We start from the raw sequence: 26,641 nt of genomic DNA on the forward strand, positions 1-26,641 counted from the left end.
AGGTCACGGATCGCGATCCGTGACCTTTTTTTGCGCTACGTGGAGAGACCGAGCATAGCGAAGGCGACACGACAGTCGACATGACACTCAAACGACTTTACGAGAGCCTTGCTATTTAGTTACAAATATGTATATTTGCAATAGGCATAACCACTAAAAGAATTAACGTATGAAAAAAGCAACGCTCTTACTCTCACTAATCTCCTTATTGTTCGTGACCACTAGTGGGCTGCACGCAGCAATACCTATCTACGACTTTGACGCAGATGGACTGTTTTACAAGATAACCAATCAGGAGCAGTCAGAAGTCTATGTCACATCAGAGAAGCCCCGTGGAGGCTACACGAATAAGCCCGAGGGCGCTCTCATAATTCCTGAGAAAGTAACCCATGAAAATGTCGAGTACACGGTAAAAGGGATCGCCAACCAAGCCTTCTATATGTGTGATAAAATCACTAGTATCACCCTACCTAGCACTATAGAGAGCATCGGCAAGAAAGCATTCCTCGGATGTCATGGCATCCAGACCATTACCTTACCTAAAGGGGTCACTAAGCTTGGTGCATTGGCCTTTACTTCGTGCGCCAGCCTAGAGGCTATCAACGTGGACAAGGAGAACCCCTCCTACTCAAGTATCGATGGCGTACTATACAACAAGGATGCCTCCATACTAATCCTGTGCCCTTCAGGCAAGAGTGGCGAGTACATCATTCCCAATTCTGTACACGAGATCACGGCTCGTGCCTTCTATGGTTGTATCAAGCTATCTACTATGACCATACCATCTAGTGTAGAGCGTATCGGTAATGATGGATTTTATGCCTGTAGCAAGCTTAGACAAATCTACTGTTATATCCCTGAGCCCTTGACTGGAGATGCTATCGGCACCTACGTATTCGAAAACGTCAGCACGGCAGCTATCGGAGGCTCCTGCATACTGTACGTACCAGCAGGTAGCGAAAAGGCATACGCTGAGGCACCACACTGGCGACTATTCGCACCAAATATCAAAGCGCTACCCGAGACTAGTATCTGCGAGACCTATCTCGACAACTTCCGCGTCATCGGCGGACGAGGCGAACTCACCATCTATGGGACCAACGCAGGTGATACCGTGGAACTCTATGACGTAAATGGCCAACTACTCACCACCCTTTACCTCCGTGGGGAGGAGCAACGCATATCAGTGCCGCAAGGGGTCTGTATAGTTAAGAGAGGGAGCGACTGCGTCCGCGTCCTCGTAGAGTAAATGATCTAAAAGAGTGCGTCGATCACCCGACCGCCTCATATAGCTAAGCATAGAAAGGTCACGGATCGCAGTCCGTGACCTTTTTTTGCGCTACGTGGAGAGACCGTGCATAACGAAGGTGGCACGACAATCTACCCAAGACCTCCCCCTAGTCTTTGAAGATGAGATAATCCCCACGTGGAGAATCTCAAATCGCCACTAAATATTTGAGATTCTCCTCCTGGATATCGCAGAATTGTCGTTTTTAACGCCAAAGCCTTCATAAGCTCGTAAGATTGGCGGGCGCAAATTTCTGAAACTATTGCACTTCAAAAAATTATTCTCTATATTTGCGGTACCGTTCTCCTCCTAAAGGTAGCCTCCTTAGACAGAGCTTTATACCCCTTAAAAAAGAACGATAACAACGAATCTACAAACACTAAATAATAACAACGCTATGGGTTTGAAAACTACTACTTGGCAATCATTAATCAAAGCTCGACGAATGCTCATCGGGAGCTTACTGACAGCGCTTGCGCTCATTCCATCTATGGGGGCTCTCAAGGCTCAAGAGCAGATCACGCTCGTCGCAGCCGCTGAACAAAATCAGTGGAAGATCACTGTGGAGGCCGACACCGAAGTGTGGGCCGACTGGAATGGCAACGGACAGAAGGACGACAACGAGCTACTCACCTCCGGACAGCTAGCTGAGCAGACGACCGCTGCGACCACACTCACTATTTACGGAGCGGTCAAGAAGCTCACTGCTCCGAACAACAACATTCAAGAGGTAAACCTCGAGCAGGCTACTTCGCTCATCGAGATTGACTTGTCGCACAACAACCTCGAGGAGATTGATGCGTCAAACTGCGAGAGCCTCTCTGTGGTCAACATGAGCTACAACCAGTGCGAGTGGCCCGACTTCTCGTCCAATGAAGGACTCACCAAGCTAGACTGTAGCTACAATGAAAGTCTGAGTGGCCTAGATATCCCTGATGGACTCAAGGAGCTCAAGTGCAACAACGGAGCCCTCACCTCCCTATCTCTCTCCTCACTCTCTCAGCTCACCCTCCTAGACTGCTCGGCAAACCCATTTCAGTCTATAGATCTGTCTCAAAACACAGCACTTCAGTACCTCTACCTACGGGGCCTCGACCAGATACCTCAATTCGCCAGCGGGCTACAAATATCTAACCTGACCAACCTCGTAGAGCTTGACTTCTCTGGATCTACGTTTACCTATGTAGAGCTTCCACCACAGTCTGAGAACATGAAGATCTTCAACTGTAGCAATACCAAGCTAGATATCTTCAATGTGGCTGGCTGCCCCAACCTTGAGGAGCTCTACGCTAGTGGCTCTATGATCGTGACGCTAGACATATCTGAAAACAACAACCTCAAGAAGCTCGTCTGCAACAAGACTCAGCTTAAGACGCTAAAAATGCCTAAAGCTTCGCAGCTAGAGTACATCGACATACACAACAACCACTTGCTCCTCGATGGTATCAAGAAGTTTGTCCAGGAGCTCAATGACCGCACGGGTCTAGCAGAGGGCACCCTCATCCTAATCGACAGCTACGAAAAGAGCGAGCTCAACCCCTATGACGACGAGACACTACACGCTGCCATGGACAAGAATTGGGCTCCCTACGACTACAAAGCCGGCGAGAAGGGTGGTCTCAATCCTCTCAGACCATCTGACATGCCACTCTCTCCATACGTCACAGACCAGCCTAAGATCGTCCTAACGAGTGACGCCACATCAGGCCAGTGGGATCTCCAGATCGAGATGAAAAACAATGACGACAAGAAGTCCGTTTGGATCGATCGAAATGAGAATGGAAAGTACGACGAAGGCGAGGAGGTGACGGTCTTCAACAAGAGCCTACACTTCCCGCACGAGGCGAAGGTAATCACAGTATATGGCAATGTGCTGAATTTCTTCTGCTATGCCAACAGCCTCACAGCTCTCGACATATCCCAGTGTCCAGATCTAGAGATACTAGACGCCTCTGACAATAAGCTTGCAACGATAGATCTAAGCAAAAACGGCAAGCTCAGAGCACTCACACTACATGGCAATATGCTTACAGCGGTGGATCTGTCATACACGCCACACCTTTTCCGATTCTACTGCAACAAGAACAAGCTGACCCAGCTAGACCTCTCCAAGACTCCTGATCTGGTACAACTCAGATGCGGTAGAAACGAGCTGACCCAGCTAGACGTCTCGATGCTTACGCAGCTCAAGTACTTCGACTGTACGGGCAATAAGCTCACAACGCTTGACGTGACGCACTCAGAGGACTTGACCAACCTCCTTTGTGCAGACAACCAGCTCACATCTCTAGACCTAAAGGCATGCGCCGACCTTGAGGAGCTCACCTGCTACAATAACAAGATCGCCTCTGCGATTGACTTCACCAACTGCAAAGTCATTAGAGAGGTAAGCCTCTTTGGTAATCAGATCCAGAGCAAGGAGATGCTACAGACCGTCAGCTCACTGCCACAGAATGAGAAGGCTGAGAAGAAGGCGTTCTATGGTATCGATACGACCCTCGAGCCTAAGGACGGCAACGTAGTCACCAAGAAGGCGGTAGCAACGCTTGCCGAGAAGGGCTGGATCTGCTACGACTTCCAAAATGGTGCCAACGCTGGTAAGAACGAGTACGCAGGCTCTGACGATGTAGCCATCGACACGCCAGTAGCTCACACTGAGCAGATCATTTACCTCAGCAACTCTCAGGAGCTACTGATCCCGACATGCTACACAAGCGTAGCTATATACGATGCCACGGGTACGCTCATCCGCTCTCTAGAGGGTGCTAGCCGTGTAGACCTCTCTGAGTTACCAGCTGGACTATATGTCGTAACGGGCATCGCTGCCGACAGCGCAAGCACCGCTATGACGCTTGTCAAGGAATAATACAACGCTGTCTACGACTAATATGAATATAGTACACAACTTCTGGGCTTTAGCCCTACTACTCTCTGTGGCTCTTCTGCCACAGAGAGCCTTCTCGCAAGACGTGCAGGGTCTCCCTAAGATGGAGCTACAGGTCATTCCTCAAAACGCCCTATCGATGGTCATCACGGTAGGCGACAAGGAAGCAACCATATATGTCGACGAGCACCGAGGCACTCTCGTTCCGCACAAAGTACCTGCGGGCGAGGACTACACCCTCTCAGTATCTTCAGCAACTAATGAGGCAACGATCTATGGAGAGCTTGTATCGGCCAAGATAATATCCCAAAAGGTTTTCCAGATAAAAGTCGATGGCATGAAGTCTCTAGAGGAGCTATCGGCTTTTTCATGTGGGCTTAACGATTTATCCCTCAAGGGTTGCGAGCGTCTTAAGTCTCTCTCCCTAATGCAAAACAATCTCTCCGAGCTATCTCTGGCTGAGACGCCAGCACTTCAAGAGCTCAATGTCGGGTACAACGTACTCCGTGAGCTAGACTGCTCGCCCTGTCCCAACCTACTCAAGCTCGTCTGTGGCAAAAACGACCTCACCAAGGTCAACATCTCTGGTTGCACTAAGCTTTACGAGATAAACGTACAGATGAATAAGAAGCTCACCGCACTCGATCTCTCCTCTTGCAAAGCACTGATGGGATTGACCTGCGCTAGTACTGGGATCACAGACATTGATGTCTCTGGATGCGAGAAGCTCACTTTCATAGACTCCTCCTTCTCTCCCGTACAGCGACTCAAGGCGCGTGGCTGTAAGAGTCTCAAGACGCTCAACTGCTATCAAAACGATCTCTACAACATAGATCTCAAGGGGTGTGTGCGTCTGGACAAGCTGACGCTACAGCACAACCCTAACCTCGGCTTACTAGACATCACCACGCTCTCAAGTCTCGTCACGCTACTCTGCTCTGACTGCGGACTAAAAGAGATCAAGATCGGTGATCTGCCTAGCCTCCAGGAGTTCTACAGTTTTGACAACAAGCTCGTTGCACTAGACTTCTCTGGAGCTCCCAACCTCCGTGAGCTACAGTGCGACAACAATCAGCTGCAGTCTCTACAGCTAGCCTCATCTATGCCCATGCTAGAGCTAGTCTCCGTTGTCAAGAACAAACTCTCAGCCTGCGCTATCGACAGTCTCTGCGTAGCTCTCCCTGAGAAGGAGCAAGGCGGACAACTCCGCATCGCAGCCAACCCAGGAGCTCCGACGAGTAAGTCTTACTTCGCTGCTGACAAGGGCTGGACGATAGACATCCTCGGCGATGGCTCTGGCTGTAGCATCAATGTCGGCATAGAGTCTGTAGGTAGCACCGAGAGCCTCTGCCTTGTTGACGAGACAGGCATCACCCTGCTCCCCGAGAGCGCACAGGCAGACGTAGCTCTGTATACTATAGAGGGCGAGACACTCTATCGCTTCGCAGCTCAGGAGTCACGTCCCACACACCTCACACTACCCTCTGGGCGTTACCTGCTTAGAGTCGGCGAGATGACACGTCTCGTCATCATACCCTAACCACCCAGTAAGTACACCAACAATGAAGACAATTACACACAAGGCACTACTCCTATGCCTGATCTTACCCCTCATAGCCACAACCAGCTATGGACAAGAGGAGTTTGACCCCAACCGCTACCTAGAGCTCACGACGACGCTCAACGCAGGGGATAAGGTAGAGATCTCAGTCAGTAAAGATGCTTGGATCGACCTCAACGCCAATGGTCAGCAAGACGAAGGCGAAGTGGTCAGATTAAAGTCCGTAGACGGTCAGCCTGATCAAGGTATACAGAACTTTACCGTAACCCTATCGGCACAGACCTTTAGGATCTATGGCAACTTTAACGAGATCATACTGCGTAGGTGGCGGCTCTCCAAGATCGACGTCAGTCGTATGACACAGCTCACCTACCTAGGCGTACCTTATAGTAAGCTGGATGAGATCGACCTATCGGCACTCACCAAGCTCAAGAGCTTCGAGGGACGCAACAATCGGTTTACAGAGTTAGACCTGTCGCACCAGCCTAACCTGGAGCTGGTAGAGGTCATCTCCAACGAGCTCACCCGTCTAGACCTCACCAAGAAGCCGCATCTCTACTACGTCGGTGTCGCACATAATGCGATACGAGACGAGGCGATGGACCTCATTGTTAATGCACTACCGATGCGTAGCGAAGGCGAGTTCAACGAAGGCCAACTATATGTCTACACGCTCAATGAGCCTACCGAAAAGAACTATATGACCGACCGTCAGGCTGCCATAGCTGACGGTAAGTATTGGAACGTGCAGGCCTGGGACAAGTCTCGTGGAGACTGGGTCAAGTACCTAGGAGAGCCCACGGCAATCACAGGCGTAGCACCCGCTCAGACGGAGCTTAGAGCCCTCTACTCAGGCTCGACACTCGTCCTCATAGGTACCACCCTCGATGAGCCGGTGCAGATCTACGACTATTCGGGAGCTCTTCTAGCCTCCTTCGCTGGGGATCAGGAGACCACCACATACCCCATTGCACTACCTGCAGGTAGCTACATCATCACCCACTGCGGAGCGACAGCCACACTGCAAGTACTATAAGTTTATCTCTCACAACAATCAAGCATATACTCAGCTATGAACAAACTAGCTACACGATTCATACCCCTCATACTACTCTTACTGCTACCACTCAGCACCCATCTGCGTGCTCAAGTGACGCCAGCACCTATCGATGGGCCTCGTATTACCTTGACGACCGACCTACCCGCCGGCTCTAGTCTAGGTATAGCTTTCGTGCCACACGATGAGACCGTCTGGGTAGATGTCAATGGCAATGGCATCTGCGACAGAGGCGAGGGCAGAGCCAAGGACAACGTCGGCAAGACAAACATCATGATCGTCGTCCTTGTCAAGCCGAACGTCACAATCCATGGTCCCATAGATGCGATCCGCTTTGGAGGACTAGATCTCACCGGGCTCGAGGTCACCAAGATGCCTAAGCTAAAAGAGATCCAGTGCTTCAATAATCGGATAGAGCGTCTAGACCTCTCTGGCAGCACAGGACTACAAACGCTCTTTTGCTTTCAAAATAAAATTTCCTCGCTAGATCTCTCTGCATGTAAGGAGATAAACGACATACGTTGCTTCTACAATCAAATCGGAGAGGGACCGATGAATGCGCTGATGCGTAGCCTCCCCGACCGTACTGCAAAGAAGAAAGGACTCGTCATAGCACTCGACACGACCATTCCTGATGAGAAAAACGTCTGCTCTGTAGATGCCGTCAAAGTCGCTCTAGATAAGAACTGGGAGGTCAACGATTTCCACGGGGACAAGCAGTCCTGGACAGGTGTGCCTTACAAAGGCTCTCCCTCTGCAATCCAAGAGTTGCTCCCAGACACCCCCATTGTCTACTATGACGGGGCTACTCATGCCCTAGTCTTGGCTGGCAATGCTGGTGCGCCTTACGCCCTATACTCAGAGACCGGCTTACTGCTAACATCAGGGGTACTAGACGCTAGCGGTCAGTACCAAATAGCGATGACCGCCTATCCCGATGGAGCCTATATACTCAACATCGGAGGCGAGAGCTTTAAGATCTACCACATCTAGGTCAGAGCTGTAATCCACGTGTGGCGTGTTTCCTAGAGGAGACACGCCACTCCATCCACTACACACTAAATACATCAACTATGTCTCGACATCATATCACATATTTCATCAGCCTCCTCTCGCTACTGGCACTCCCAGTCCTTGGGCAGGATCCCTTCAAGCCAGTCTCTACCGATGGTGACCGCATCGTCCTAACCACCGCCATAGAGCGTGCTGACGAAATCTCATTCGTCATACGTCCTATAGAGCATGGCGTCTGGGTCGATCAGAATGGCGATGGCCAGTTTCAAAGAGAAGAGATGGCCAGCAATCCTGAAGATGACCTTGATGAGCCAGGACAATTCCTAGTATCCTTTCAGGTCACATCACCTCAGATTACAATCTATGGCAAGATAGACCAACTCATCATCCAAGACCGCAAAATAACCAACGTAGACCTAACACACGCCACAGCACTCAAGACTCTAGAGGCGTACCGCAATGAGATATCCTCGATCATGATACCGGCAGGTCTACCACTAGAAGATCTCTGGCTAGCAGATAACAACTTGCAGGGGATAGACTTCTCCAATTGTAGCAAGTTGTGGTTCATAGAGCTCTACAACAATCAGATCTCAGAGCAGGCTATGACTAAGGCCTTTAGCACCTTGCAACACGCAGCACCCGTTGCTAATCCCGAGCTAGACATCCCCGAGCCGACCATTCAAGTGATCGACACGCATAGCGACCATGAGGGCAATGTATGCAACGTAGATGCTGTAGCTCATGCCAAGAGCCTCGGATGGGCTGTCTACGATCTAGCAGGAGACACGAAAGACTGGATTGGAGAGCCTTACGAAGGTTCGCCCGTGGGCATCACGCCTATCTCGTCGCACATGCCGACCTGTAGCCGTCTACCTGAAGCGATCAGACTAGACTCGCTAGAGCCTCACAGCACCATCACACTCTACGATATGGAGGGACGCACGCTGCAAGAGTTCTCTACGTCCACGAGCTCCGTCACGATTCCTCTGGTAGCCGAGCAGTCTGCTACACCCTACCTCCTCACGATCCAGTCGCCTGAGGGGCAGCGAGTGAGCCTCAAGCTCTAACCCGCATAGCGATCCACGGGTCGCAAAGGTTGCACCCTTAAGTAGCACTTATAGATGATAGCCACGTAGGAAATTCGAAATCCCTACGTGGCTATTTTTCATTCCTTACATAGGGATTGAAAAGTTCCAAGAGGGAAACTATTTTTGGAACACGTATCTATCACACGTTCAATACAATAAAACAATATACACCAATAGAGGCTAACGAATTGAGGAAATCAGGGCTGACGCATTATAATCGCTCTGTCAGGGGCTACACATGAGCGACAAGCAAGGCATAGATGAGGTCACTATATATAATGTGTCACCCCTGCCCTCTAACCTCTAACCTCTAATCTCTAATTACATATCTTTACAGGGAAATTCGTCCGATTCCCTCCTTTCTCGAATATCCACGTGGGGAATCTCAAATCTCCACGTGGATGTTTTTCTTTTTCCAAGTGGGGGCGAATCATTTCTTCCGAAGTTTCATTTCATTCTTCCGAAGTTTCATTTCATTCCTCCGAAGAATTTTTTATTCTCCACGTGGAGTTTTTGAAATATCCACGTGGAAATCACTTTTCCCCGACACGGAGTCGTTTTGATATGTAGTCAGCTCTAAATTATTGCAACGATCCAGCGTCGAATTTGCCCAGCCAGGGCTGACGCATCATAATCGCTCTTGCAGGGGCTACACATGAACGACAATCGAGGAGTAGAGAGGTCGATGTGTTCATTATATATAATGCGTCAGCCCTGTTGAGGAAATGGGTACAACTCCTCTTACGTCTGTTTTTTTTTACCTTTGCCGAGCAACGAAAGAGATCGATATCTGTCAGTAAGTCTATCCCTAAGTTATGGCACTGTTTTTTCTTTTGTTACTTCCATATTATACACTAGCGAGGGGACTCAACACCCTACGCTTGTTCGGGCTATCTTGGAGCGATCTCAAAAGGGGGAAGACTCGATCGAACTCGCTCACCTCTAAACTAAAGTGCGCAGATATCTGTGACGGGGTCTTATTGATTGTGCTATCACTTGTTGCTTTAGTGGCTTTGTCTTCACTGTCACTGTACGAGGTCGGGGTACCTCTAGGATATAAACTTATAGGTAACACCTTCCTGCCTGGACTTTTTACAGGATGGGCTCTGGAGCTCTTACGTTGCCATAGTGCTGACGGCTCATTCAATAGGAAGCAAGCAATCTTCCTCACCCTAACGATTGCGATCTTGCTAGGGTCGCTTTATTGGCTATGGGTTGAGGTGTCCTATTGAGTCTGCTATCCAGTCCCAAGGGTTAGCATAAAGAAAGCTGTGTCAAAGCACTACCCATCAGCCTCTTGTAGGAGACTTGCGGGGGCTTCGTAGGGTGAGGGATCTTTGCGACAGTCTTCTTTTTCCTTACCTTTGTGACACTTAACTATGACGACAGTAGAGAGATATCACGATATAAGCATGGGACACCGTGTCGTGGGACACGAGTCGAAGTGCCGCCACCTACACGGACACAACTACCGGATACACTTCACCTGCTCCGCAGCACAGCTTGATGAGCTGGGGCGGGTGATCGACTTTGGCGTGATCAAAGAGCTCCTCTGCATGTGGCTGGAGGAGCATTGGGATCACAAGATGATGATCTACGATGAGGACCCGCTACTCCCCTCGCTACAGGAGCTGGTACCAGAGGACTTGGTCGTGGTGCCCTTTAATCCGACAGCCGAAGCAATGGCGCAATACCTCGTCGAGACGGTTGCTCCCGCACAATTGGCCGGCACGGGCGTAACACTCGTCAGCTGTCGTGTCGAGGAGACGGCACGATGTAGCGCTACCTACTCACTACCTATATAGTATGCAGTCGCTACCGGTCAACGAGATCTTCTACAGCCTCCAAGGCGAGGGAGGACAGATGGGACGCGCGATGCTCTTCGTGCGTCTCTCGGGGTGCAATCTCTCCTGCGACTACTGCGACACAGACTTTGCGGGGCATCGGCTTATGAGCGCTGCAGAGATTTTGGCAAAGCTGGAGGGCTACCCCTGCCGTGACATCCTCTGGACTGGTGGCGAACCGACCTTAGCACTGCAGGAGGAGCATATAGCTTTCTTTCACGAGCAGGGCTATCGTCAGTCTATTGAGACAAATGGCACACGCCCCGTGCCTCGGGGACTGGACTACGTCACCTGTTCGCCCAAACCAGAAGCAATAAGTGGCTTGCGGGAGCGTTTTGTAGATAACTACCCTGACGGCATCAATGAGGTGCGCTGGCCCCTACAACTAGCCGCTCCCCTACCCCCACCCATTGAGCAGCTGGCCGAGGCACGTCGTTACTACGTCAGCCCCGTAGAGGAGACGGGCGTAGAGATGTCGGCCGTTGTGGCGCGCTGTATGGACTTCGTCTTAGCCCACCCCGAGTGGCGGCTCAGCGTACAGCTACACAAGTTGCTAGGGTTTCGTTAAGTAAACGGTTTAACCATGAAAGTCTCGTCGTCACATATTCGCTGGTTGCTCGTGCTACTTCCGTGCGCTATGGCGCTCTGTAGCTTGATGGGCTGCAAGAGTGTGACGCTGAGCAAGGCGGAGCTGTACGACCATACGGGACGCTATGCCCTCGCAGCCGATAGCTACTACACGCTCTACCGCAAGACCTCTCGCAAGAAGCCGGAGCGACGGGCTTATCTAGCTTTCAAAGCAGCAGAGAATTACCGACGACTGGGCAACACGCCCCGTGCGCTCAACTGCTACAACCTAGCTCTCTCGGGGGACTATCCCGACTCGATCCTCCACCTACGCATCGCTCAGGAGCTACAACAGCTGGGACGCTGGCGGGAGGCGGGTAAAGCTTACGAGCAGTTTCTAGAGTACTACCCACACGACTACTTCGGACGCATAGGACTGGCGAGCGTGCATCAGGCTGACTCGCTCCTCGCCCACCCCACGGGGCACACGGTCGAGACGGATCGTCTCTTGATCTCGCCCTATGCGGAGTTTGCCCCTTGCTATGCGCCTGACGGCACGATACTCTACTTCACCAGTAGCCGTGTGCCTCTCCGTGATATGCTACAGGAGAGCGAGGTGACGGGGCTGGGGACGAACAATCTCTATATGATCAAACAGGACGCTACGGGTAAGTGGTCCCGCCCCGACAGCGTGCCAGGCAGTGTCAATACGCCCGAAGATGAGGGCACCCCCTCCATCACGGCAGACGGCAACACGCTCTACTACTCTTACGCTGAGCAAAGCTCCACCTACGACCGCACCGTGCAGATCTACAAAGCCTCCAAGTCTAGCCAAGGGGGCTGGGGCAAAGGCGAGTGCATACCCATCTGGGAGGACTCGCTACGTATGGCGGCGCACCCCGCCATTGACGCTTCGGGACGATACCTTTACTTCGTGAGCGAGGGGGCTGGCCTAGGGGGCAAAGACCTTTACCGCATACTCCTCAGCGAGCATGGCTGGGGCAAGCCGGAGAACCTCGGCAACGAGATCAATACGCCTGGCGACGAACTCTTCCCCACGATGGTGGGCGACAGCACCCTTTACTTCTCCTCCAACGGACGTGTGGGTCTGGGCGGACTAGACCTATACAAAGCGCAGATGGACTCGCTCGGAGAGTGGCAGGTGACGCATCTGGGCGCTCCGATGAACTCCCCCGCCGATGACTACGCCATCACCTTTGCACCAAAGCCGCAGTCAGGCTTGGCAGAGGAGGGATACCTCTCCTCGACTCGTGGCGACCAGCGTGGACGACCACACCTCTACCGCTTCTCATTACCCGCCACCATCATCCGCATCGACGGCTTCGTGATGGACCGGGAGGGGTACGGCATCCCGCAGGCGACGGTACGCATTGCCGATGAGCAAGGTTTGCTCGCCACGCCCATTGTCTCGACACGTGACGACGGTTCTTTTGTCCTTGAGATTGCGGGGTCAAACCGCTACGTGCTACATGCCTCGCACCCGGACTACCTCAACCAATACATGCCGCTCGTGACCGACAGCGCCACCGAGAGCACCGACTACTTGGTCGACTTTTACCTAGCTTCGCGCCTGCACTCGGAGCAGATCCACGACATCTACTACGACTTCGACCGAGCTTCGCTACGCCCCGAGGGGAAAAAGAGTCTCGACTACCTCGTCACGCTCCTAGCGCAAAACCCCGACGTACGCCTCGAGCTGAGCAGTAACACCGACCGCAAAGGTTCGCAGGCATACAATCAGAAGCTCTCGCAGCGTCGTGCGCAGAGTGTCGTCGACTACCTCATCGCCAAGGGCATTGCCGCCGACCGCCTAGAGGCTCGGGGCTATGGCAAGGAGCGTCCCTACGTAGTGAGCAAGGGGATGGCGGCGCGCTTCGACTGGTTGCCCGAGGGGCAGGAGCTAACGGCCGAATGGGTCGGCACGCTGACCGAAGAGCAGCAAGTCGTCTGCGACCAGCTCAACCGTCGCACCGAGTTTACCGTCATACAATAATATATAGAGTGACCTAAGCAATGATACATTACCAAGCGGACCCAGACTTAGCGGGCGTCTACCTCATCGAGCCAGACTGCTACGGCGATGCGCGTGGCTACTTTGCCGAGACTTACCGCACGGCAGACTTTGCAGCGACCGTCGCGCCTAGACCATGGGTGCAGGAAAACGAATCCTCCTCCGTCCGTGGCGTCTTGCGTGGTCTGCATCTCCAGCGAGGTGAAGCGAGCCAAGCGAAGCTGGTGCGCTGCGTCGTGGGCGAGATCATTGATCTGATCGTGGACCTACGACGAGATAGTGCCACTTACGGGCAGTGGCGCAGCTATCATCTCTCGGAGACAAACCATCGGCAGCTCTACATCCCGAGAGAGTTCGCGCACGGCTTCCTCGTTCTCTCGGAGCAAGCGAAGTTTCTCTACAAAGTGGACAACGGCTACGCCCCCGAGAGCGAGCTCTGCATACGCTATGACGACCCACAGCTGGCGATACCCTGGGAGTCGTGGGGCATCGCACCCGAAGAGCTAATCCTCTCAGACAAAGACCTGCGGGGCATCTCCCTAGCCGACTACACCGCATCACGCTTTTGACACTTTACGCTATGACCTCATACCGACACACCTACGCCGTGACTGGAGCCGCTGGCTTCATCGGCACTAACCTCGCTTACTACCTGAGCGAAGCCCTCGCCTCCGACGAGCGGATCGTCCTGATCGACAAACTAACCTATGCAGGCAACTACCGCTCCATCGAGCCGCTCATCGACAACGAGCGGGTCATCTTCGTGCAGGCAGACATCTGCGATGCCGAAGCGATGGACGACCTCTTCACCCGCTACGCTCCGCACTACTTGATTAATCTTGCGGCCGAGAGCCACGTCGATCGGAGCATCGAGGACCCCGCCATCTTCGTACGCACCAATATCCTCGGCGTGCAGACCTTGCTAGACACCATTCGCAACCATTGGTCTACCACCAGCGGGCGAGGCTCTTATCCCGTATGGCAGGAAGGACGCATGATGCTCCAGGTCTCTACGGACGAGGTGTACGGGTCACTCGGCAAGGAAGGCTTCTTTGTGGAGAGCACCCCCCTCGACCCACGCAGTCCCTACAGTGCTGCGAAGGCTTCGGCAGATCTCCTCTGCCAAGCAGCTGTGCACACGCACCATGCGCCAGTCGTTTGGACCAGATGCTCGAACAACTATGGGCCCTACCAATTCCCCGAGAAGCTCATCCCGCTAGTTATCCGCCAGTGTCTCCTCGGCAAGGAGATACCGATCTACGGCACGGGCGAGAACGTCCGTGACTGGCTCTACGTGACCGACCATTGTCGTGCGCTGCACCTCGTGGTGACTCAGGGGAAAGCTGGCACAGCGTACAATATCGGCGGGCACAACGAACATACCAATCTAGAGATAGTCCGTATCATCATCAACCAGCTACACGATCGTCTGAGCAAAGAGCCAGCACGTGCCGAGCGTATCTCTGAGATCTTAGGCGCTCAGGTTCAGCCCGAACTAATCAACGAGCAGCTGATCACCTTCGTTCGTGATCGTCTTGGTCACGACGCCCGCTACGGCATTGACCCCACCTTCATTCATCAGGAGCTAGGGTGGCTACCCTCGATCCCCTTTGCTGAGGGCATCGGCTACACGATCGACTGGTACCTCGACCACTTCGACTGGGTCAAGGGGATCACCGATGAGGACTACCAGCACTACTACCAGCAGATGTACAGCGGACGATGAAGGTCTACGGCATAGACGACGAGTCTCGGCTCTTTTACAAAGGCGAAGCACTCCTTCGCCCGGGCTACCCTTTCTTCGTTCCACACCTCGAAGCGGAGTGGTGCGCCATCCCTTCTCTCGCCATCAAGATAGGGCGAACGGGCAAGTGCGTGGCGCCTCCCTTTGCTGAGCGATACATCGAGGCATGCGCTGCTGGCTGGGACATCACCAGCCGCTCGCTACTCGCTGAGCTACGCAAGGCGAGCGCTCCCTGGGAGCGTGCTAAGGTGTACGACGGCAGTGCCGTAGCCCTCGACTGGCAGCCCCTTGACACAACGCTCGCAGAGTACTACACGCTAACCCTCTCTGAGCAGAGCTGGACGCTCTCCCGTACAGCAGTCTGCCAAGCGCTCTCGCTCCTCTCCGAGTGCCTCACCATTCACACGGGCGACGTGCTCCTACTCAACGCAATCCCCATAACAGCGGCTCCCGCCATTGCCCCCGAGCAACAGCTCTCCCTCACGCTACAAGCTGGCGAAAAGCTTCGCTCCACTACCCTACTACGCATTAAATAAAGCATCAATATCGAATCGTCTTAAAACCCCTTCACTATGGCTATTGTATCTCCCTCCCTCCTCAGTGCCGACTTCCTGCATCTCGCCGATGAGATCACGATGATCAACGAGAGTCAGTGCGACTGGCTCCACATTGACGTGATGGATGGTGTATTTGTCCCGAACCTCTCCTTTGGCTTTCCCATCATTGAGGCGATACGCCCCATCTGTCAGAAGCCTCTCGACGTGCATCTGATGATCGTCGAGCCGTGGAAGTTCATCGATCAGTTTGCCAAGCTCGGCATCCACATTATGAATGTACACTACGAGGTGTGCCCTCACCTGCACCGCACGCTGCGTGCTATCCGTGAGGCGGGTATGCGTCCAGCCGTCACGCTCAATCCGCACACCCCCGTGGAGCTCCTCACCGACATTCTCTGCGAAGCCGACATGGTGCTCCTCATGAGTGTCAACCCCGGCTATGGCGGGCAAAAGTTTATCGAGCACTCTATCCGCAAGGTCGAGCGTCTGCGCAAAATGATCCAAGAGCAGGGACTCTCCACCCTCATACAGGTCGATGGCGGGGTCAACCTCGAGACCGGTCGCCAGCTCATCGAGGCGGGTGCCGACTCGCTCGTGGCGGGCAGTGCCGTCTTTAAGGCTCCCAGTCCTCAAGAGATGATTGCACAGCTACACGCCTTGTAAGCCACCTTGCACTACCTCGTCCGAGGGCTACACGCCACAATCATGCGCCCAGCATTGGTGACACTCCTGTCGCTAGTGCTGGGCATTTATCTAGGTAGTCTCGGGCTACTAGCAGCGCAGTGGTACTTCCTCGGCATCGCTGTGGCGACACTCCTCCTCGTCCTCTCTAGACTTTGGCGCAAAGCGCTCCTCGCCGGCTCCGCTTGGTACCTACTTCTCCTCTGCTTGGGAGCTTGTCTGGCAACAATCCCCAAGGAACGGGTAGCGCAACTACCACAACCCAGCGAGAAAACGACCTACCTCGTCACCATCTCCCGTCCGCCCACAGCGCGTGAGCAGGGTTCCCGTGCCGAGGCTATCATCGAGCAGGCGACAGATCCGCGCGGTGCCGTCCTAGCTCACTGGAGTGGGCAGCGTATCATGCTATACCTATATAATGGATCGCTGCAACTCACGCCTCGCACCAGCTACCTCGTCCGTGGACGGCTCACACCTCTAGACCAAGTCTCCTCGCCAAGCTATCAGCACTACCTCCTCTCACGAAAGGTCTCGGGCATGCTATCCGCCTCCACCGCAGAAGCTTGCGATGCGCCAAGCACTACCCATTGGTCGCTCTGGGACCAATTACGCTACCGCGCCTACACCCTCCAGCAGCGCATCGGTGGCACGCTAGACGAGATTGACCGACTCACCCCGCTACAGCGAGAGACGCTCCGTGCTATCTGCCTAGGCGATCGCTCCGAAGGGACCGTCGTGGAGGCACAGTTTCGTTCCGTAGGCGTTGCGCACCTGCTGTCGGTCAGTGGCTTTCACGTTGGGGTCGTCCTGCTACTCATCTACTGGCTCATACGCTATCCGCTACGGCTCATACGCAACGTCCACACCGCTTACCTTCTGCGCTGGAGCCTCACTCTCATAGCGGTATGGATCTACGCTTTCATCTGCGGACTCTCCATCCCGACACTCCGCGCCTCGCTTATGTTCTCCATCTTTGCTGTGGCACGTCTCTTGGGGCGCTCCACCGATCGGCTGAACGTCTGGGCGCAGGCGGCCGTCCTCCTGCTACTCATCTCACCCTACGCACTCTTTGACGTAGGCATGCAGCTCAGCTTCGGAGCGGTGCTAGCCATCTTCGTCACCTGGGGCGCACTCAACCAACGCATCACGCCGAGTAGCTCCCGTATCGTCAGCTACCTCTACTACCTCATCGTCACGACCATAGCCGTACAACTCTTCGTCTGGCCTATCCTCGCACGCAGCTTCGGCACCACAGCCGTCTGGATGCTCCTCGCCAACCTCCTCCTGTCACCTCTCGCCACGCTGCTCATCATCATGGGGCTTGTCACCATGGGACTACTCGCCCTCGGGCTCACCACGAAGCTTCTACCGTTGCTCCTCGTCGTCGTGAGCGATCTCACCAGCGGTGCGATGACACTCCTCGAGCAGCACTTCACCACTCAGCTCACCATCGCCATGCCACTCTGGCTCTGCATCGCTTACTACCTCCTCCTCTACGCCTGGGTGCAGTACCTCCTAGCCCGTCCCCGCCCCGTCCGCGTCTAGCTACGCCCCCCCTATTGCCTATTTGCATGAATAACACTACATTTGCTGTAGAGGTTGTTCACTTAGAGACTGTTGCAAAAGTCAACAGTCTCACAATCTTGCTTGCAAGATTGTCTAGACTTTGCAGAAAGGATGAAGCGCAAGGCGCTGAGGGTGAGGTCTGAAGGGAGCATACCTCCGTATGTGACCGAAGCCGAATCCCGAAGGCAACACAGCGATTCGCCTTTATGCAACAGTCTCACTTAACTAACAGACTATGCACAACAAAATCCCTAATCTCAGACAGATACTGTGCATGACCCTACTAGCCATCGGCGCAGTACTCGCAAGCGTCTCCTGTAGACAGGAAGTGCGCAAAGACCCAAGCGTGGCTCTTATTGGGACAGCCTGGGAAATGCTAGACACGCTCTATGATTCGAACGATACGCTAGTCGTATTGTCTACGTCACTCCACTTCGAGAGTGCCACCGCAGGACACTATCTCCTGAAGATGGCAGATGATCCCGAAAGCATCACCTACCCGCTCCTATATAAGTATCTAGCAGCACAAGATTGCTACCAGATCTATTCCAACCTTCCTCCCGATGCCGGCATGATTATAGACACTTGCTGGGCCAAAGTGGACTGGGAGCACAACCTTCTCTGGTGCTACGAAGACAAAGATCTGAAAGATCAGGATCCAGACTTCTGCCGCCGCATCAAGTGACGCGTCAGCTCTCTAACTTCTAACTTCTAATCTCTAATAACATATCTTTACGGGGAGATTCGTCCGATTCCCTCCTTTCTCTGTCCTCTCCTGAAATAGTACACAGTTGGGAAGCCAACCCCAACAACTATGAAAGAAGAAAAAAGTAACCGAGGACGAAAGGGATATCCCCTAGATTTCAAGTGGAGAGTCATTGATGACCTCCTAGCCACTGGCGAGAGCATCGCCACGACCAGCCAGCGCTACGGCATTACCACACGCACCATTCGAAATTGGTTGCGTACCTTTGGAGTAGAGTTACCCAACCAAAGCAGCAGTAGCACTATGAGCAAGACAAACAAGAACAAAGACGTAGATCCAGAGTACGCAGAACTCAAGCGCGAAAACGCTCGCCTCAAAGCAGCCCTCTTCCAGGCTGAGAGCAAGGCATTAGTCAACAAGACACTACTCGAAGTGGTCTTGAATCGCTACCACATTGATCTAAAAAAAAAGACCGATTTGCAGCCGTGAGACAGCTTGAACACGCCAAAGTGAGAGATCAAAAGCTCTCCATAACCTACCTTTGTCAGCTACTAGAAGTCAGCCGCAAAGGCTACTACAAGCACACCTTCACCGAGCAAGACGAAGATGTCAAAGTAGCCTCCGTCCTACACTATTGCCAGTATGTGCGAAGTAAGCTCCACAGGGCAGGCGTAGACACCCTTCAGCAGTGTGCCAACGAATACTTCGAAGGAACCTTCCAAGTAGGTCGCGACTGGCTGTACAAAGTCTTAGGAGCCAACGATATGCTGCTGAGAAGTCGCAAGCGCAAGCGTCCACCCCAGACGACCAAAGGCGTGGTCAATCACGGCTTCCAAGATCACCTGAACACCACCCCTAAATACATTGCCACTGACCATTGCCGGCTCACCGTCTCAGACATAACCTACGTCAAATGTTTAGGGGGCTTCGCATATCTCTCCCTGACGATGGACGCTTATAGCCGCATCATCACCGGCTTTGACCTGCAGCCCACGCTCTCCACAGAGGGCCCCTACAACGCACTAAGACAGACCGTTGACTTCTACCAGAAGCATGGCTTTGACCTCAAAGGGCTCATCTTCCATAGCGACCGAGGCTGTCAATATGTCTCCAAGCAGATGACCGACTACGAGGCCAGCCTAGGCATCGTAACCAGTGTCACCCAGACAGGCAACCCTCTCCACAACGCTATGGCAGAGCGACTTAACGGGATCATCAAGAACGACTGGCTCTACAACTTCGAGGATAAGCCCATAGATCAAGTTCGAGAGATCCTCTCGCAAACGATTGCTCTCTATAACACAGCGCGTCCTCATCGAGCCATCAACAAGAAGACTCCGATGCAGATGCTCATACCAGATTACCCCAACCCTATAACCACACAACCCTCTAAGAAACAGACATCTAAGAACAATTCACCAAAAGCTCCGAGCCTCAAATCTCCGAGCTCATGCCGCTTAACTCCACACAAAGACCTATCTTTGTGTACCTCCGCAGTAAAAACGACCACAAGTCGTGTACCCCAGCAAGAGCAAAACTAACAAATGAGTACACTCACAGGACTAACAAAAATGACCCGAGTACCATCTCAGTAATACCTTCCCAACTGTGTACTTTTTTCAGGAAGAGGACACTCGAATATCCACGTGGGGAATCTCAAATCTCCACGTGGATATTTTTCTTTTTCCACGTGGGCATGATTCATTTCTTCCGAAGTTTCATTTCATTCCTCCGAAGTTTCATTTCATTCCTCCGAAGAATTTTTTATTCTCCACGTGGAGATTTCGAAATATCCACGTGGAAATCACTTTTCCCCGACACGGCGCCGTTTTTATATGTAGTCAGTTCTAAATTATTGTAACTCGCCGAGGTTGAATTTCACCAGCCAGGGCTGACGCCTTATAATCGCTCTGTCAGGAGCTACACATCAGCGACAAACGAGAAGTCGAGAGGTCGATGAACTCATTGTATATAATACGTCAGCCTGGATTCTTAGACAGGGCTGACGCATTATAATTCTATATCGAAGATTTCCTCTGGAGTCATTCGTGCGAGCTTTTTCCTCAGGCGGAGCGATGATGTGCCTTTGAGCTTGTCTTTAAGCCGTTGAATGATAGTCAGGTTTATCTTGTTTATAATATTCATGTTCTGAGCTGCGTTGCGGGCTCTCTTGGTAGAGTAGTCCTCTCTAAAAAGCATATCCAGCATATAGTGTAGCTTGTTTTCCACAGCCCAATGTTCACGTATCAACTTGAAGACCTCCGCTCCGTCTGTCAGGCTAGAGATATAGAAGGTAGTTTCGCTGCTGGACTTATCTGTCTTCTTGTCCGTCCGTACTCTTGTCATCATATGGATACTTTTGAGCCCGTCCCACTTGTCTAAAGTCGAGTCTGGGTCTAGAGATAAAGGGTTTACGATGCTACTCATCGTGCGCGTTTCTATTCGCCCGTGATCAAAGTCTTGCTGCTCTTGGTGCACTATGTGAGCATCGTAGAGGGGGCAGAAGAAGCTCTGCACCTCTTCCTTCGTTAGTCTCTGATTGTCTTTAACTTGAAGTATGTAGTCGCCCTCTTTTTCAACCACTGCCTTTGCGATCTCGGTCTGAGTGCCGATAGCGTCAATGGTGATGACGGTATCTCGTAGATCTAGCGCCTTGAGAATCTTTTTAATGGCATTGATTTCGTTAGACTTACTAGAGATATATACCTGAGCCAATGAGGCTTGCTGATTGGGTTCAAAGGCTGTGACACAATGGCTATCGGCATCAAAGTCTAGCTTTTTGACGCCTCGCATCGTCTTACCATCTAGACAGATGTGCTTGCCAGTTGTTATCTCAAAGCTTTCCTCTAGGAAGGCTTTGTAGACTTGCTCTATCTGCTTGGGGGCAAGAAGGCTGATAGTCCGATTGAGCGTGTCGTGAGAGGGAACTCCCCAAGAACTCGACTCGCCTGATATACGCTCATATAGAGCCTCTAGATCATCTTTGTACTCCTCTGCATAGTCTTCTATTTCGTACCAAGAGGAGCAACCAGAAATAGTTGCCGTGAATACCGTCGTAAGGATGTATCCTAGGGGGAACTTTTTGCATCGATTTATGCGTGGGTCTTCGACCACTAGAAGCTGATTGAATATGCTCATAGAATTTATATATAGTATTGATTATCAGCTATAAAGATACGAAAAATCTACGACATGGACAAGCTTTTTGAAGAGAAAAATGAAGAGTTTTTGCGACTATATTGAGTTCTCTTTTTAGGCCCTTCATTCTCCCCTCAAGATCACAATCAGCTTTTCATTTATAATGCGTCAGCCCAATAGTGTCCTAAACGTTTTGCAGGATAAAGAGAAAAGGGTAGGTTTGTAATTGAGAAGAAAAACACAGCTAGTGAGAGCTGTCACAAACCACCCTTTTCAATGGCAAATATAACACTATTCGCACAAGTAATCCGACTCATACCTCGAGAAATCATCCAACGATTAGTCAAGAAGCATGGCACAGACAAGCATGCAAAAGGCTTTAACTCGTGGAGCCATTTGGTGACTATGATCTTCAGCCAATTCTCGAGTAGCGTGTCGCTACGTCAAATCTCAGAGGGGCTACAATCTGCCACGGGCAATCTCAACCACCTAGGTCTATCACGAGCTCCCTCCAAATCCAACATCAGTTACCAAAACGCCAATAGGAGTTCCCAATTCTTCCAAGATGTCTTTTATGCACTCTTCCAATATTTGGGACAGCACGGAGATCTCAAGCAGATAAAGAAACGGCTGAAGGCGAAGGTTTGTCTTCTAGACTCAACCCTAATGTCCCTATGTCTCAGTATGTATGACTGGGCTCTCTATACTCATACGAAAGGAGCCGTCAAGATGCATACAGTGCTTGATTTTGAGACACTTCTGCCTGAATTCGTCTGTATAAGCAATGGCAAGGGAGCCGACAATACGATTGCCAAAAAGCTCCCCTTTGCCCGAGGAACCATCGTTGTAGCTGATCGAATCTACAGCGATACTGAGCTTCTGAATCATTGGGACAGCACAGGTGTGATTTTCATCGTCAGAGGAAGAGACAACATCCAATTTGAGTCAATAAGGGAGAGAGATTTGCCTGATACGACATCTCAAGAGATACTGATAGATGAAGAGGTGAGACTGACAGGTGTAGAGACAGCGAGCAAGTACCCTAAGAAGATTCGTAGAATAGGCATCTACAATGTTCAAGGAGGTTACACGATTGACTTGTATACCAATGACTTTACGCATGCAGCCAGTACTGTTGCAGCGCTATATCGCTCACGTTGGAAGATTGAGATCTTCTTTAGAAACCTCAAGCAAAACCTGCATATCAAGAGTTTTCTGGGAACTTCTCAAAACGCTGTCGAGATTCAGATTTGGACGGCTCTGATTACGATTCTCTTACTTCAATATCTCAAGCGAATAGCAAAACACCCCTGGTGTCTCTCCAATTTAACAGCATCCTTGAGACTCAACACGTTCACCAAAATCGGCCTCTTTCAGTGGATAAATGAGCCGTTTTCACCGCCTCCAGACGAGACCGAAATAGCATAGGGGGGATACCCCCGTTTTTACAGCAAATGTCAAGGGGCGATTGACCCGCTTGACAGCTATCTTACACCCATCGCCCGCAAAAAACGTTTAGGACACTATTGGCGTCAGCCCTGATTCTTAGACAGGGCTGACGCATTATAATTCCATTTCGAAGATTTCCTCTGGAGTCATACGTGCGAGCTTTTTCCTCAGGCGCAGCGTTGATGTGGCTTTGAGCTTGTCTTTAAGCCGTTGAATGATAGTCAGGTTTATCTTATTTATAATGTTCATGTTCTGAGCGGCATTGCGGGTTCTCTTGGTAGAGTAGTCCTCTCTGAAAAGCATATCCAGCATATAGTGAAGCTTGTTTTCCACAGCCCAATGCTCACGGATCAACTTGAAAACTTCTGTCCCGTCTGTCAGGCTAGAGATATAGAAGGTGGTCTCGCTGGTGGACTTATCTGTCTTCTTGTCCGTCCGTACTCTTGTCATCATATGGATACTTTTGAGCCCGTCCCATTTGTCTAAAGTCGAGTCTGGGTCTAGAGATAAAGGGTCTACGATGCTACTCATCGTACGTGTTTCTATTCGCCCATGACCAAAGTCTTTCTGTTCTTGATGCACTATGTGAGCATCGTAGAGGGGACAAAAGAAACTTTGCACCTCTTCCTTCGTTAGCTTCTGATTATCTTTAACTTGGAGTATGTAGTCGCCCTCTTTTTCAACCACTGCCTTTGCGATCTCGGTCTGAGTGCCGATAGCGTCAATGGTGATGACGGTGTCTCGTAGATCTAGAGCCTTGAGGATCTCTTTGATGGCATTGATTTCGTTCGACTTAGTGGAGATATATACCTGAGCCAATGAGGCTTGCTGGTTGGGGTCAAAGGCTGTAACGCAATGGCTGTCGGCATCAAAGTCTAGCTTCTTAACGCCTCTCATCGTCTTACCATCTAGACAGATGTGCTTGCCAGTTGTTATCTCAAAGCTTTCCTCTAGAAAGGCTTTGTAGACTTGCTCTATCTGCTTGGGATCAAGAAGACTGATGGCGCGATTGAGCGTGTCGTGAGAGGGGACTCCCCAAGAGCTCGACTCTCCTGATATACGCTCATATAGAGCCTCTAGATCATCTTTGTACTCTTCTGCGTAGTCTTCTATTTCATACCAAGAGGAGCAGCCAGAGATAGTAGCCGTGAATACAGTTGTGAGGATGTACCCTAAGGGGAACTTTTTGCATCGATTTATGCGTGGATCTTCGACCATTAGAAGGTGATTGAATATACTCATATTATCTGTATATAGTATTGATTATCAGCTATAAAGGTACGAAAAGTTTATGACATAGACAAGCCTTTTTGAGGGAAAATCAAAGAGTTTTTGAGGCTATATTGAGTTCTCTTTTTAGGCTCTTCATTCTGCCCTCAACGCCAAAATCAGCTTTTCATTTATAATGCGTCAGCCCTGGATTCTTAGATCTCAATAGTCGCAATAAGAAAATAAAGAGGTATCTTTGCCAAACGGATTGTACAGTCACGCTTCGGTGACCGACCTTCACAGCGAAATACAGATAATACAACTATATAGATATGACGGCTAATAAGCAAATGAGAACCGAGGGCGACCTGCTAGGCGATCGCCAACTACCCGCAGACGCACTCTATGGGGTGCAGACGCTACGCGGTATGGAAAACTTTCAGATTAGCAACTTCAAGCTAAGCCAGTACCCTTACTTCATCCAGGGACTCGCTTACACCAAGTGGGGTGCAGCTGTCGCCAACCACAGCGAGGGCATCCTGACCGATGAGCAGTACGAGGCTATCGTCTTCGCCTGCAAGGAGCTACTTGCTGGCAAGCATCACGATGCTTTTGCAGTGGATATGATCCAGGGTGGTGCTGGTACGACAACCAATATGGCAGCCAACGAGGTGATCTGCAACATTGCCCTCCAGAAGATGGGACACAAGCCAGGCGAGTACAAGTACCTCGCTCCCAATGATGGAGTCAACGCTTCACAGTCGACCAACGACGCCTACCCCACAGCTATCCACCTAGGGCTATACCCCAAGGGGCTAGAGGTGTACAAGCATGTCGAGCAGCTCGTAGCAGCACTTCGTGCCAAGGCTGAGGAGATGAAGCACGTCCTCAAGATCGGACGTACGCAGCTACAGGACGCTGTGCCTATGACGCTGGGACAGACCTTCCACGGCTTCGCTTCTATCCTGGAGGATGAGTTGCCAAGACTCAAGAGCGCCTGCGAGGAGTTCCTAACGGTCAATATGGGTGCTACCGCCATCGGTACCGGCATCGCCTCAGAGCCTGGCTATGCAGAGGCTTGTGTCAAGGCTTTGTCAGAAATCACTGGTTGGCCCGTCAAGCTGAGCGCTGACCTCGTCGGTGCTACGAGCGACACCTCTGTGATGATCGGCTACTCATCTGCACTACGTCGCATCGCTGTCAAGATCAATAAGATCTGCAACGATATCCGTCTCCTCTCTTCTGGTCCTAGAGCTGGTATCGGCGAGTTCAACGTACCCGCTATGCAGCCAGGCTCCTCAATAATGCCTGGTAAGGTGAACCCCGTTATCCCCGAGGTAATGAGCCAGGTATGCTACAAGGTGATGGGTAACGATACGACTGTCCTGATGGCTGGCGATGCTGCTCAGATGGAGCTCAACGCTATGGAGCCCGTCATGGCTCAGTGCTGCTTCGAGAGCTCAGACCTGATGATGCGTGGTATCACAACCCTCATCGAGCGTTGTATCACTGGCATCACGCCCAACGAGGAGCGTTGCCGCCAGCAGATTGAGGCATCGATCACGATTGTCACCGCACTCAACCCGATCATTGGTTACAAGAACTCGACCAAGATTGCCAAGGAGGCTCTTGAGACGGGCAAGGGTATCTACGAGCTAGTCCTAGAGCATGGCATCCTAGACAAGAAAGATCTCGACGAGGTGATGGATCCCAAGCACATGACCCAGCCCTCGAAGCTCGATCACATCAAGCCTAAGAAGCAACTGTAAGCTCCTTAGACTGTAATAGGAAATAGGGACTACTAACCTTTTAGACCATATATATTATGAAGAGATTAGCTTTAATCAGCTTTGCACTCGTCAGCATGCTGGCGTTTGCTGCTTGCTCTAGTCCTACGAAAAAGGCAGAGCGAGTCACCATGGACTTTGTCAATGCTCTCAACGCTAGCGACTACGACAAGGCTCGTAGCTACACGGCATCGGAGCAGGCTAAGGCTTATGTGGGGCTTGTTGAGTACTTTGACTCCGAAAAGTCTGACGACTCTGAAGAGGCAAAGGCAGCGAGAGCTAAGATCACGAGCCGTATCACCCGCACGGAGCAGCAACAGGACACGGTCATCTGCTATGTAGAGACCATCGAGCCTTCAGACAAGCCAGACACTATCAATCAGAAGGTGCTCCTCACCAAGGTGGACAACGAGTGGAAGGTCGTCGAAGTACCTATGAAGTAACCGAAGCAACTGCCACTCAGGCA

22 protein-coding genes are annotated in these 26,641 nt (G+C 51.6%); 20 read left to right on the forward strand and 2 right to left on the reverse strand.

Features of this window, described 5'->3' with window-relative positions; translation table 11 throughout:
* Positions 1-169: 169 nt before the first annotated feature.
* The 17 genes from Q2J34_RS01230 (at position 170) to Q2J34_RS01310 (ending at position 20,133) form a co-directional block, all read left to right on the forward strand.
* Positions 170-1,249: a leucine-rich repeat protein gene (locus Q2J34_RS01230; protein WP_298886968.1), complete on the forward strand. Its 1,080-nt coding sequence runs from the start codon at positions 170-172 to the stop codon at positions 1,247-1,249.
* A gap of 529 nt (positions 1,250-1,778) precedes the next feature.
* Positions 1,779-4,154 (forward strand): hypothetical protein, encoded by a 2,376-nt coding sequence (locus tag Q2J34_RS01235; RefSeq protein ID WP_298886970.1) that lies wholly within the window; start codon positions 1,779-1,781, stop codon positions 4,152-4,154.
* Positions 4,155-4,176: 22 nt separating this feature from the next.
* Positions 4,177-5,712, forward strand: a complete 1,536-nt coding sequence (locus Q2J34_RS01240) for a leucine-rich repeat domain-containing protein (RefSeq protein ID WP_298886972.1) — start codon at positions 4,177-4,179, stop codon at positions 5,710-5,712.
* A 22-nt stretch (positions 5,713-5,734) separates the two neighbouring features.
* Entirely contained in the window at positions 5,735-6,769 is a 1,035-nt protein-coding gene (locus Q2J34_RS01245) for a hypothetical protein (RefSeq protein ID WP_298886973.1), read from the forward strand.
* Positions 6,770-6,805: 36 nt separating this feature from the next.
* On the forward strand, positions 6,806-7,783 hold the full coding sequence (locus Q2J34_RS01250) for a hypothetical protein (protein WP_300969072.1): 978 nt from the start codon (positions 6,806-6,808) through the stop codon (positions 7,781-7,783).
* 80 nt (positions 7,784-7,863) lie between these two features.
* Complete coding sequence (locus Q2J34_RS01255; protein WP_300969073.1) at positions 7,864-8,874, forward strand: hypothetical protein; 1,011 nt, start codon at positions 7,864-7,866, stop codon at positions 8,872-8,874.
* 1,400 nt (positions 8,875-10,274) lie between these two features.
* Positions 10,275-10,700, forward strand: coding sequence for a 6-pyruvoyl trahydropterin synthase family protein (locus Q2J34_RS01260; RefSeq protein WP_299367352.1), 426 nt, complete (start codon positions 10,275-10,277; stop codon positions 10,698-10,700).
* Position 10,701: 1 nt separating this feature from the next.
* Positions 10,702-11,307 (forward strand): 7-carboxy-7-deazaguanine synthase QueE, encoded by a 606-nt coding sequence (locus tag Q2J34_RS01265; protein ID WP_300969074.1) that lies wholly within the window; start codon positions 10,702-10,704, stop codon positions 11,305-11,307.
* Between the two features lie 15 nt (positions 11,308-11,322).
* On the forward strand, positions 11,323-13,320 hold the full coding sequence (gene porE / locus Q2J34_RS01270) for a PorE family type IX secretion system protein (protein WP_300969075.1): 1,998 nt from the start codon (positions 11,323-11,325) through the stop codon (positions 13,318-13,320).
* A 20-nt stretch (positions 13,321-13,340) separates the two neighbouring features.
* Entirely contained in the window at positions 13,341-13,907 is a 567-nt protein-coding gene (gene rfbC / locus Q2J34_RS01275; protein ID WP_300969076.1) for a dTDP-4-dehydrorhamnose 3,5-epimerase, read from the forward strand.
* An 11-nt stretch (positions 13,908-13,918) separates the two neighbouring features.
* A complete protein-coding gene (gene rfbB / locus Q2J34_RS01280; RefSeq protein WP_300969077.1) occupies positions 13,919-15,064 on the forward strand; it encodes a dTDP-glucose 4,6-dehydratase in 1,146 nt (381 codons plus the stop codon).
* Positions 15,061-15,618, forward strand: a complete 558-nt coding sequence (locus Q2J34_RS01285; protein WP_300969078.1) for an FAA hydrolase family protein — start codon at positions 15,061-15,063, stop codon at positions 15,616-15,618. Before rfbB ends, Q2J34_RS01285 begins: the two co-directional genes overlap by 4 nt.
* A gap of 36 nt (positions 15,619-15,654) precedes the next feature.
* Positions 15,655-16,302: a ribulose-phosphate 3-epimerase gene (gene rpe, locus Q2J34_RS01290; RefSeq protein WP_300969079.1), complete on the forward strand. Its 648-nt coding sequence runs from the start codon at positions 15,655-15,657 to the stop codon at positions 16,300-16,302.
* Between the two features lie 42 nt (positions 16,303-16,344).
* Positions 16,345-17,865 carry a ComEC/Rec2 family competence protein gene (locus Q2J34_RS01295; protein ID WP_300969080.1) on the forward strand — a complete coding sequence of 507 codons (1,521 nt, stop codon included), beginning with the start codon at positions 16,345-16,347 and terminating at the stop codon, positions 17,863-17,865.
* 256 nt (positions 17,866-18,121) lie between these two features.
* Complete coding sequence (locus Q2J34_RS01300) at positions 18,122-18,571, forward strand: hypothetical protein (protein ID WP_298889204.1); 450 nt, start codon at positions 18,122-18,124, stop codon at positions 18,569-18,571.
* 129 nt (positions 18,572-18,700) lie between these two features.
* A complete protein-coding gene (locus tag Q2J34_RS01305; protein WP_300968995.1) occupies positions 18,701-19,081 on the forward strand; it encodes a transposase in 381 nt (126 codons plus the stop codon).
* A complete protein-coding gene (locus tag Q2J34_RS01310; protein ID WP_300969081.1) occupies positions 19,078-20,133 on the forward strand; it encodes an IS3 family transposase in 1,056 nt (351 codons plus the stop codon). Before Q2J34_RS01305 ends, Q2J34_RS01310 begins: the two co-directional genes overlap by 4 nt.
* A gap of 469 nt (positions 20,134-20,602) precedes the next feature.
* Here the strand turns inward: Q2J34_RS01310 and Q2J34_RS01315 are convergent, their stop codons facing one another.
* Positions 20,603-21,730 (reverse strand): ISAs1 family transposase, encoded by a 1,128-nt coding sequence (locus tag Q2J34_RS01315; protein WP_300969082.1) that lies wholly within the window; start codon positions 21,728-21,730, stop codon positions 20,603-20,605.
* Positions 21,731-22,006: 276 nt separating this feature from the next.
* Between Q2J34_RS01315 and Q2J34_RS01320 the strand changes: the two genes are divergently transcribed.
* Positions 22,007-23,158 (forward strand): IS4 family transposase, encoded by a 1,152-nt coding sequence (locus Q2J34_RS01320; protein ID WP_300969083.1) that lies wholly within the window; start codon positions 22,007-22,009, stop codon positions 23,156-23,158.
* Between the two features lie 135 nt (positions 23,159-23,293).
* Here Q2J34_RS01320 and Q2J34_RS01325 read toward each other — a convergent pair whose 3' ends face one another.
* The gene (locus Q2J34_RS01325; RefSeq protein ID WP_300969048.1) at positions 23,294-24,421 is read right to left on the reverse strand and encodes an ISAs1 family transposase; all 1,128 of its coding nucleotides are present in this window, start codon (positions 24,419-24,421) and stop codon (positions 23,294-23,296) included.
* Positions 24,422-24,720: 299 nt separating this feature from the next.
* Between Q2J34_RS01325 and Q2J34_RS01330 the strand changes: the two genes are divergently transcribed.
* Entirely contained in the window at positions 24,721-26,157 is a 1,437-nt protein-coding gene (locus tag Q2J34_RS01330) for an aspartate ammonia-lyase (protein ID WP_300969084.1), read from the forward strand.
* Positions 26,158-26,213: 56 nt separating this feature from the next.
* Positions 26,214-26,618 carry a DUF4878 domain-containing protein gene (locus tag Q2J34_RS01335; protein ID WP_300969085.1) on the forward strand — a complete coding sequence of 135 codons (405 nt, stop codon included), beginning with the start codon at positions 26,214-26,216 and terminating at the stop codon, positions 26,616-26,618.
* Positions 26,619-26,641: the final 23 nt, after the last annotated feature.

The organism is Porphyromonas vaginalis (assembly GCF_958301595.1).
Taxonomy (GTDB): domain Bacteria; phylum Bacteroidota; class Bacteroidia; order Bacteroidales; family Porphyromonadaceae; genus Porphyromonas; species Porphyromonas vaginalis.

Excerpts from the sequence above, each read along its gene's own strand:
- Q2J34_RS01230 (WP_298886968.1), top strand. The coding sequence starts at position 170 with ATGAAAAAAGCAACGCTCTTACTCTCACTAATCTCCTTATTGTTCGTG.
- Q2J34_RS01235 (WP_298886970.1), top strand. The coding sequence starts at position 1,779 with ATGGGGGCTCTCAAGGCTCAAGAGCAGATCACGCTCGTCGCAGCCGCT.
- Q2J34_RS01240 (WP_298886972.1), top strand. The coding sequence starts at position 4,177 with ATGAATATAGTACACAACTTCTGGGCTTTAGCCCTACTACTCTCTGTG.
- Q2J34_RS01245 (WP_298886973.1), top strand. The coding sequence starts at position 5,735 with ATGAAGACAATTACACACAAGGCACTACTCCTATGCCTGATCTTACCC.
- Q2J34_RS01250 (WP_300969072.1), top strand. The coding sequence starts at position 6,806 with ATGAACAAACTAGCTACACGATTCATACCCCTCATACTACTCTTACTG.
- Q2J34_RS01255 (WP_300969073.1), top strand. The coding sequence starts at position 7,864 with ATGTCTCGACATCATATCACATATTTCATCAGCCTCCTCTCGCTACTG.
- Q2J34_RS01260 (WP_299367352.1), top strand. The coding sequence starts at position 10,275 with ATGACGACAGTAGAGAGATATCACGATATAAGCATGGGACACCGTGTC.
- Q2J34_RS01265 (WP_300969074.1), top strand. The coding sequence starts at position 10,702 with ATGCAGTCGCTACCGGTCAACGAGATCTTCTACAGCCTCCAAGGCGAG.
- porE (WP_300969075.1), top strand. The coding sequence starts at position 11,323 with ATGAAAGTCTCGTCGTCACATATTCGCTGGTTGCTCGTGCTACTTCCG.
- rfbC (WP_300969076.1), top strand. The coding sequence starts at position 13,341 with ATGATACATTACCAAGCGGACCCAGACTTAGCGGGCGTCTACCTCATC.
- rfbB (WP_300969077.1), top strand. The coding sequence starts at position 13,919 with ATGACCTCATACCGACACACCTACGCCGTGACTGGAGCCGCTGGCTTC.
- Q2J34_RS01285 (WP_300969078.1), top strand. The coding sequence starts at position 15,061 with ATGAAGGTCTACGGCATAGACGACGAGTCTCGGCTCTTTTACAAAGGC.
- rpe (WP_300969079.1), top strand. The coding sequence starts at position 15,655 with ATGGCTATTGTATCTCCCTCCCTCCTCAGTGCCGACTTCCTGCATCTC.
- Q2J34_RS01295 (WP_300969080.1), top strand. The coding sequence starts at position 16,345 with ATGCGCCCAGCATTGGTGACACTCCTGTCGCTAGTGCTGGGCATTTAT.
- Q2J34_RS01300 (WP_298889204.1), top strand. The coding sequence starts at position 18,122 with ATGCACAACAAAATCCCTAATCTCAGACAGATACTGTGCATGACCCTA.
- Q2J34_RS01305 (WP_300968995.1), top strand. The coding sequence starts at position 18,701 with ATGAAAGAAGAAAAAAGTAACCGAGGACGAAAGGGATATCCCCTAGAT.
- Q2J34_RS01315 (WP_300969082.1), bottom strand. The coding sequence starts at position 21,730 with ATGAGCATATTCAATCAGCTTCTAGTGGTCGAAGACCCACGCATAAAT.
- Q2J34_RS01320 (WP_300969083.1), top strand. The coding sequence starts at position 22,007 with ATGGCAAATATAACACTATTCGCACAAGTAATCCGACTCATACCTCGA.
- Q2J34_RS01325 (WP_300969048.1), bottom strand. The coding sequence starts at position 24,421 with ATGAGTATATTCAATCACCTTCTAATGGTCGAAGATCCACGCATAAAT.
- Q2J34_RS01330 (WP_300969084.1), top strand. The coding sequence starts at position 24,721 with ATGACGGCTAATAAGCAAATGAGAACCGAGGGCGACCTGCTAGGCGAT.
- Q2J34_RS01335 (WP_300969085.1), top strand. The coding sequence starts at position 26,214 with ATGAAGAGATTAGCTTTAATCAGCTTTGCACTCGTCAGCATGCTGGCG.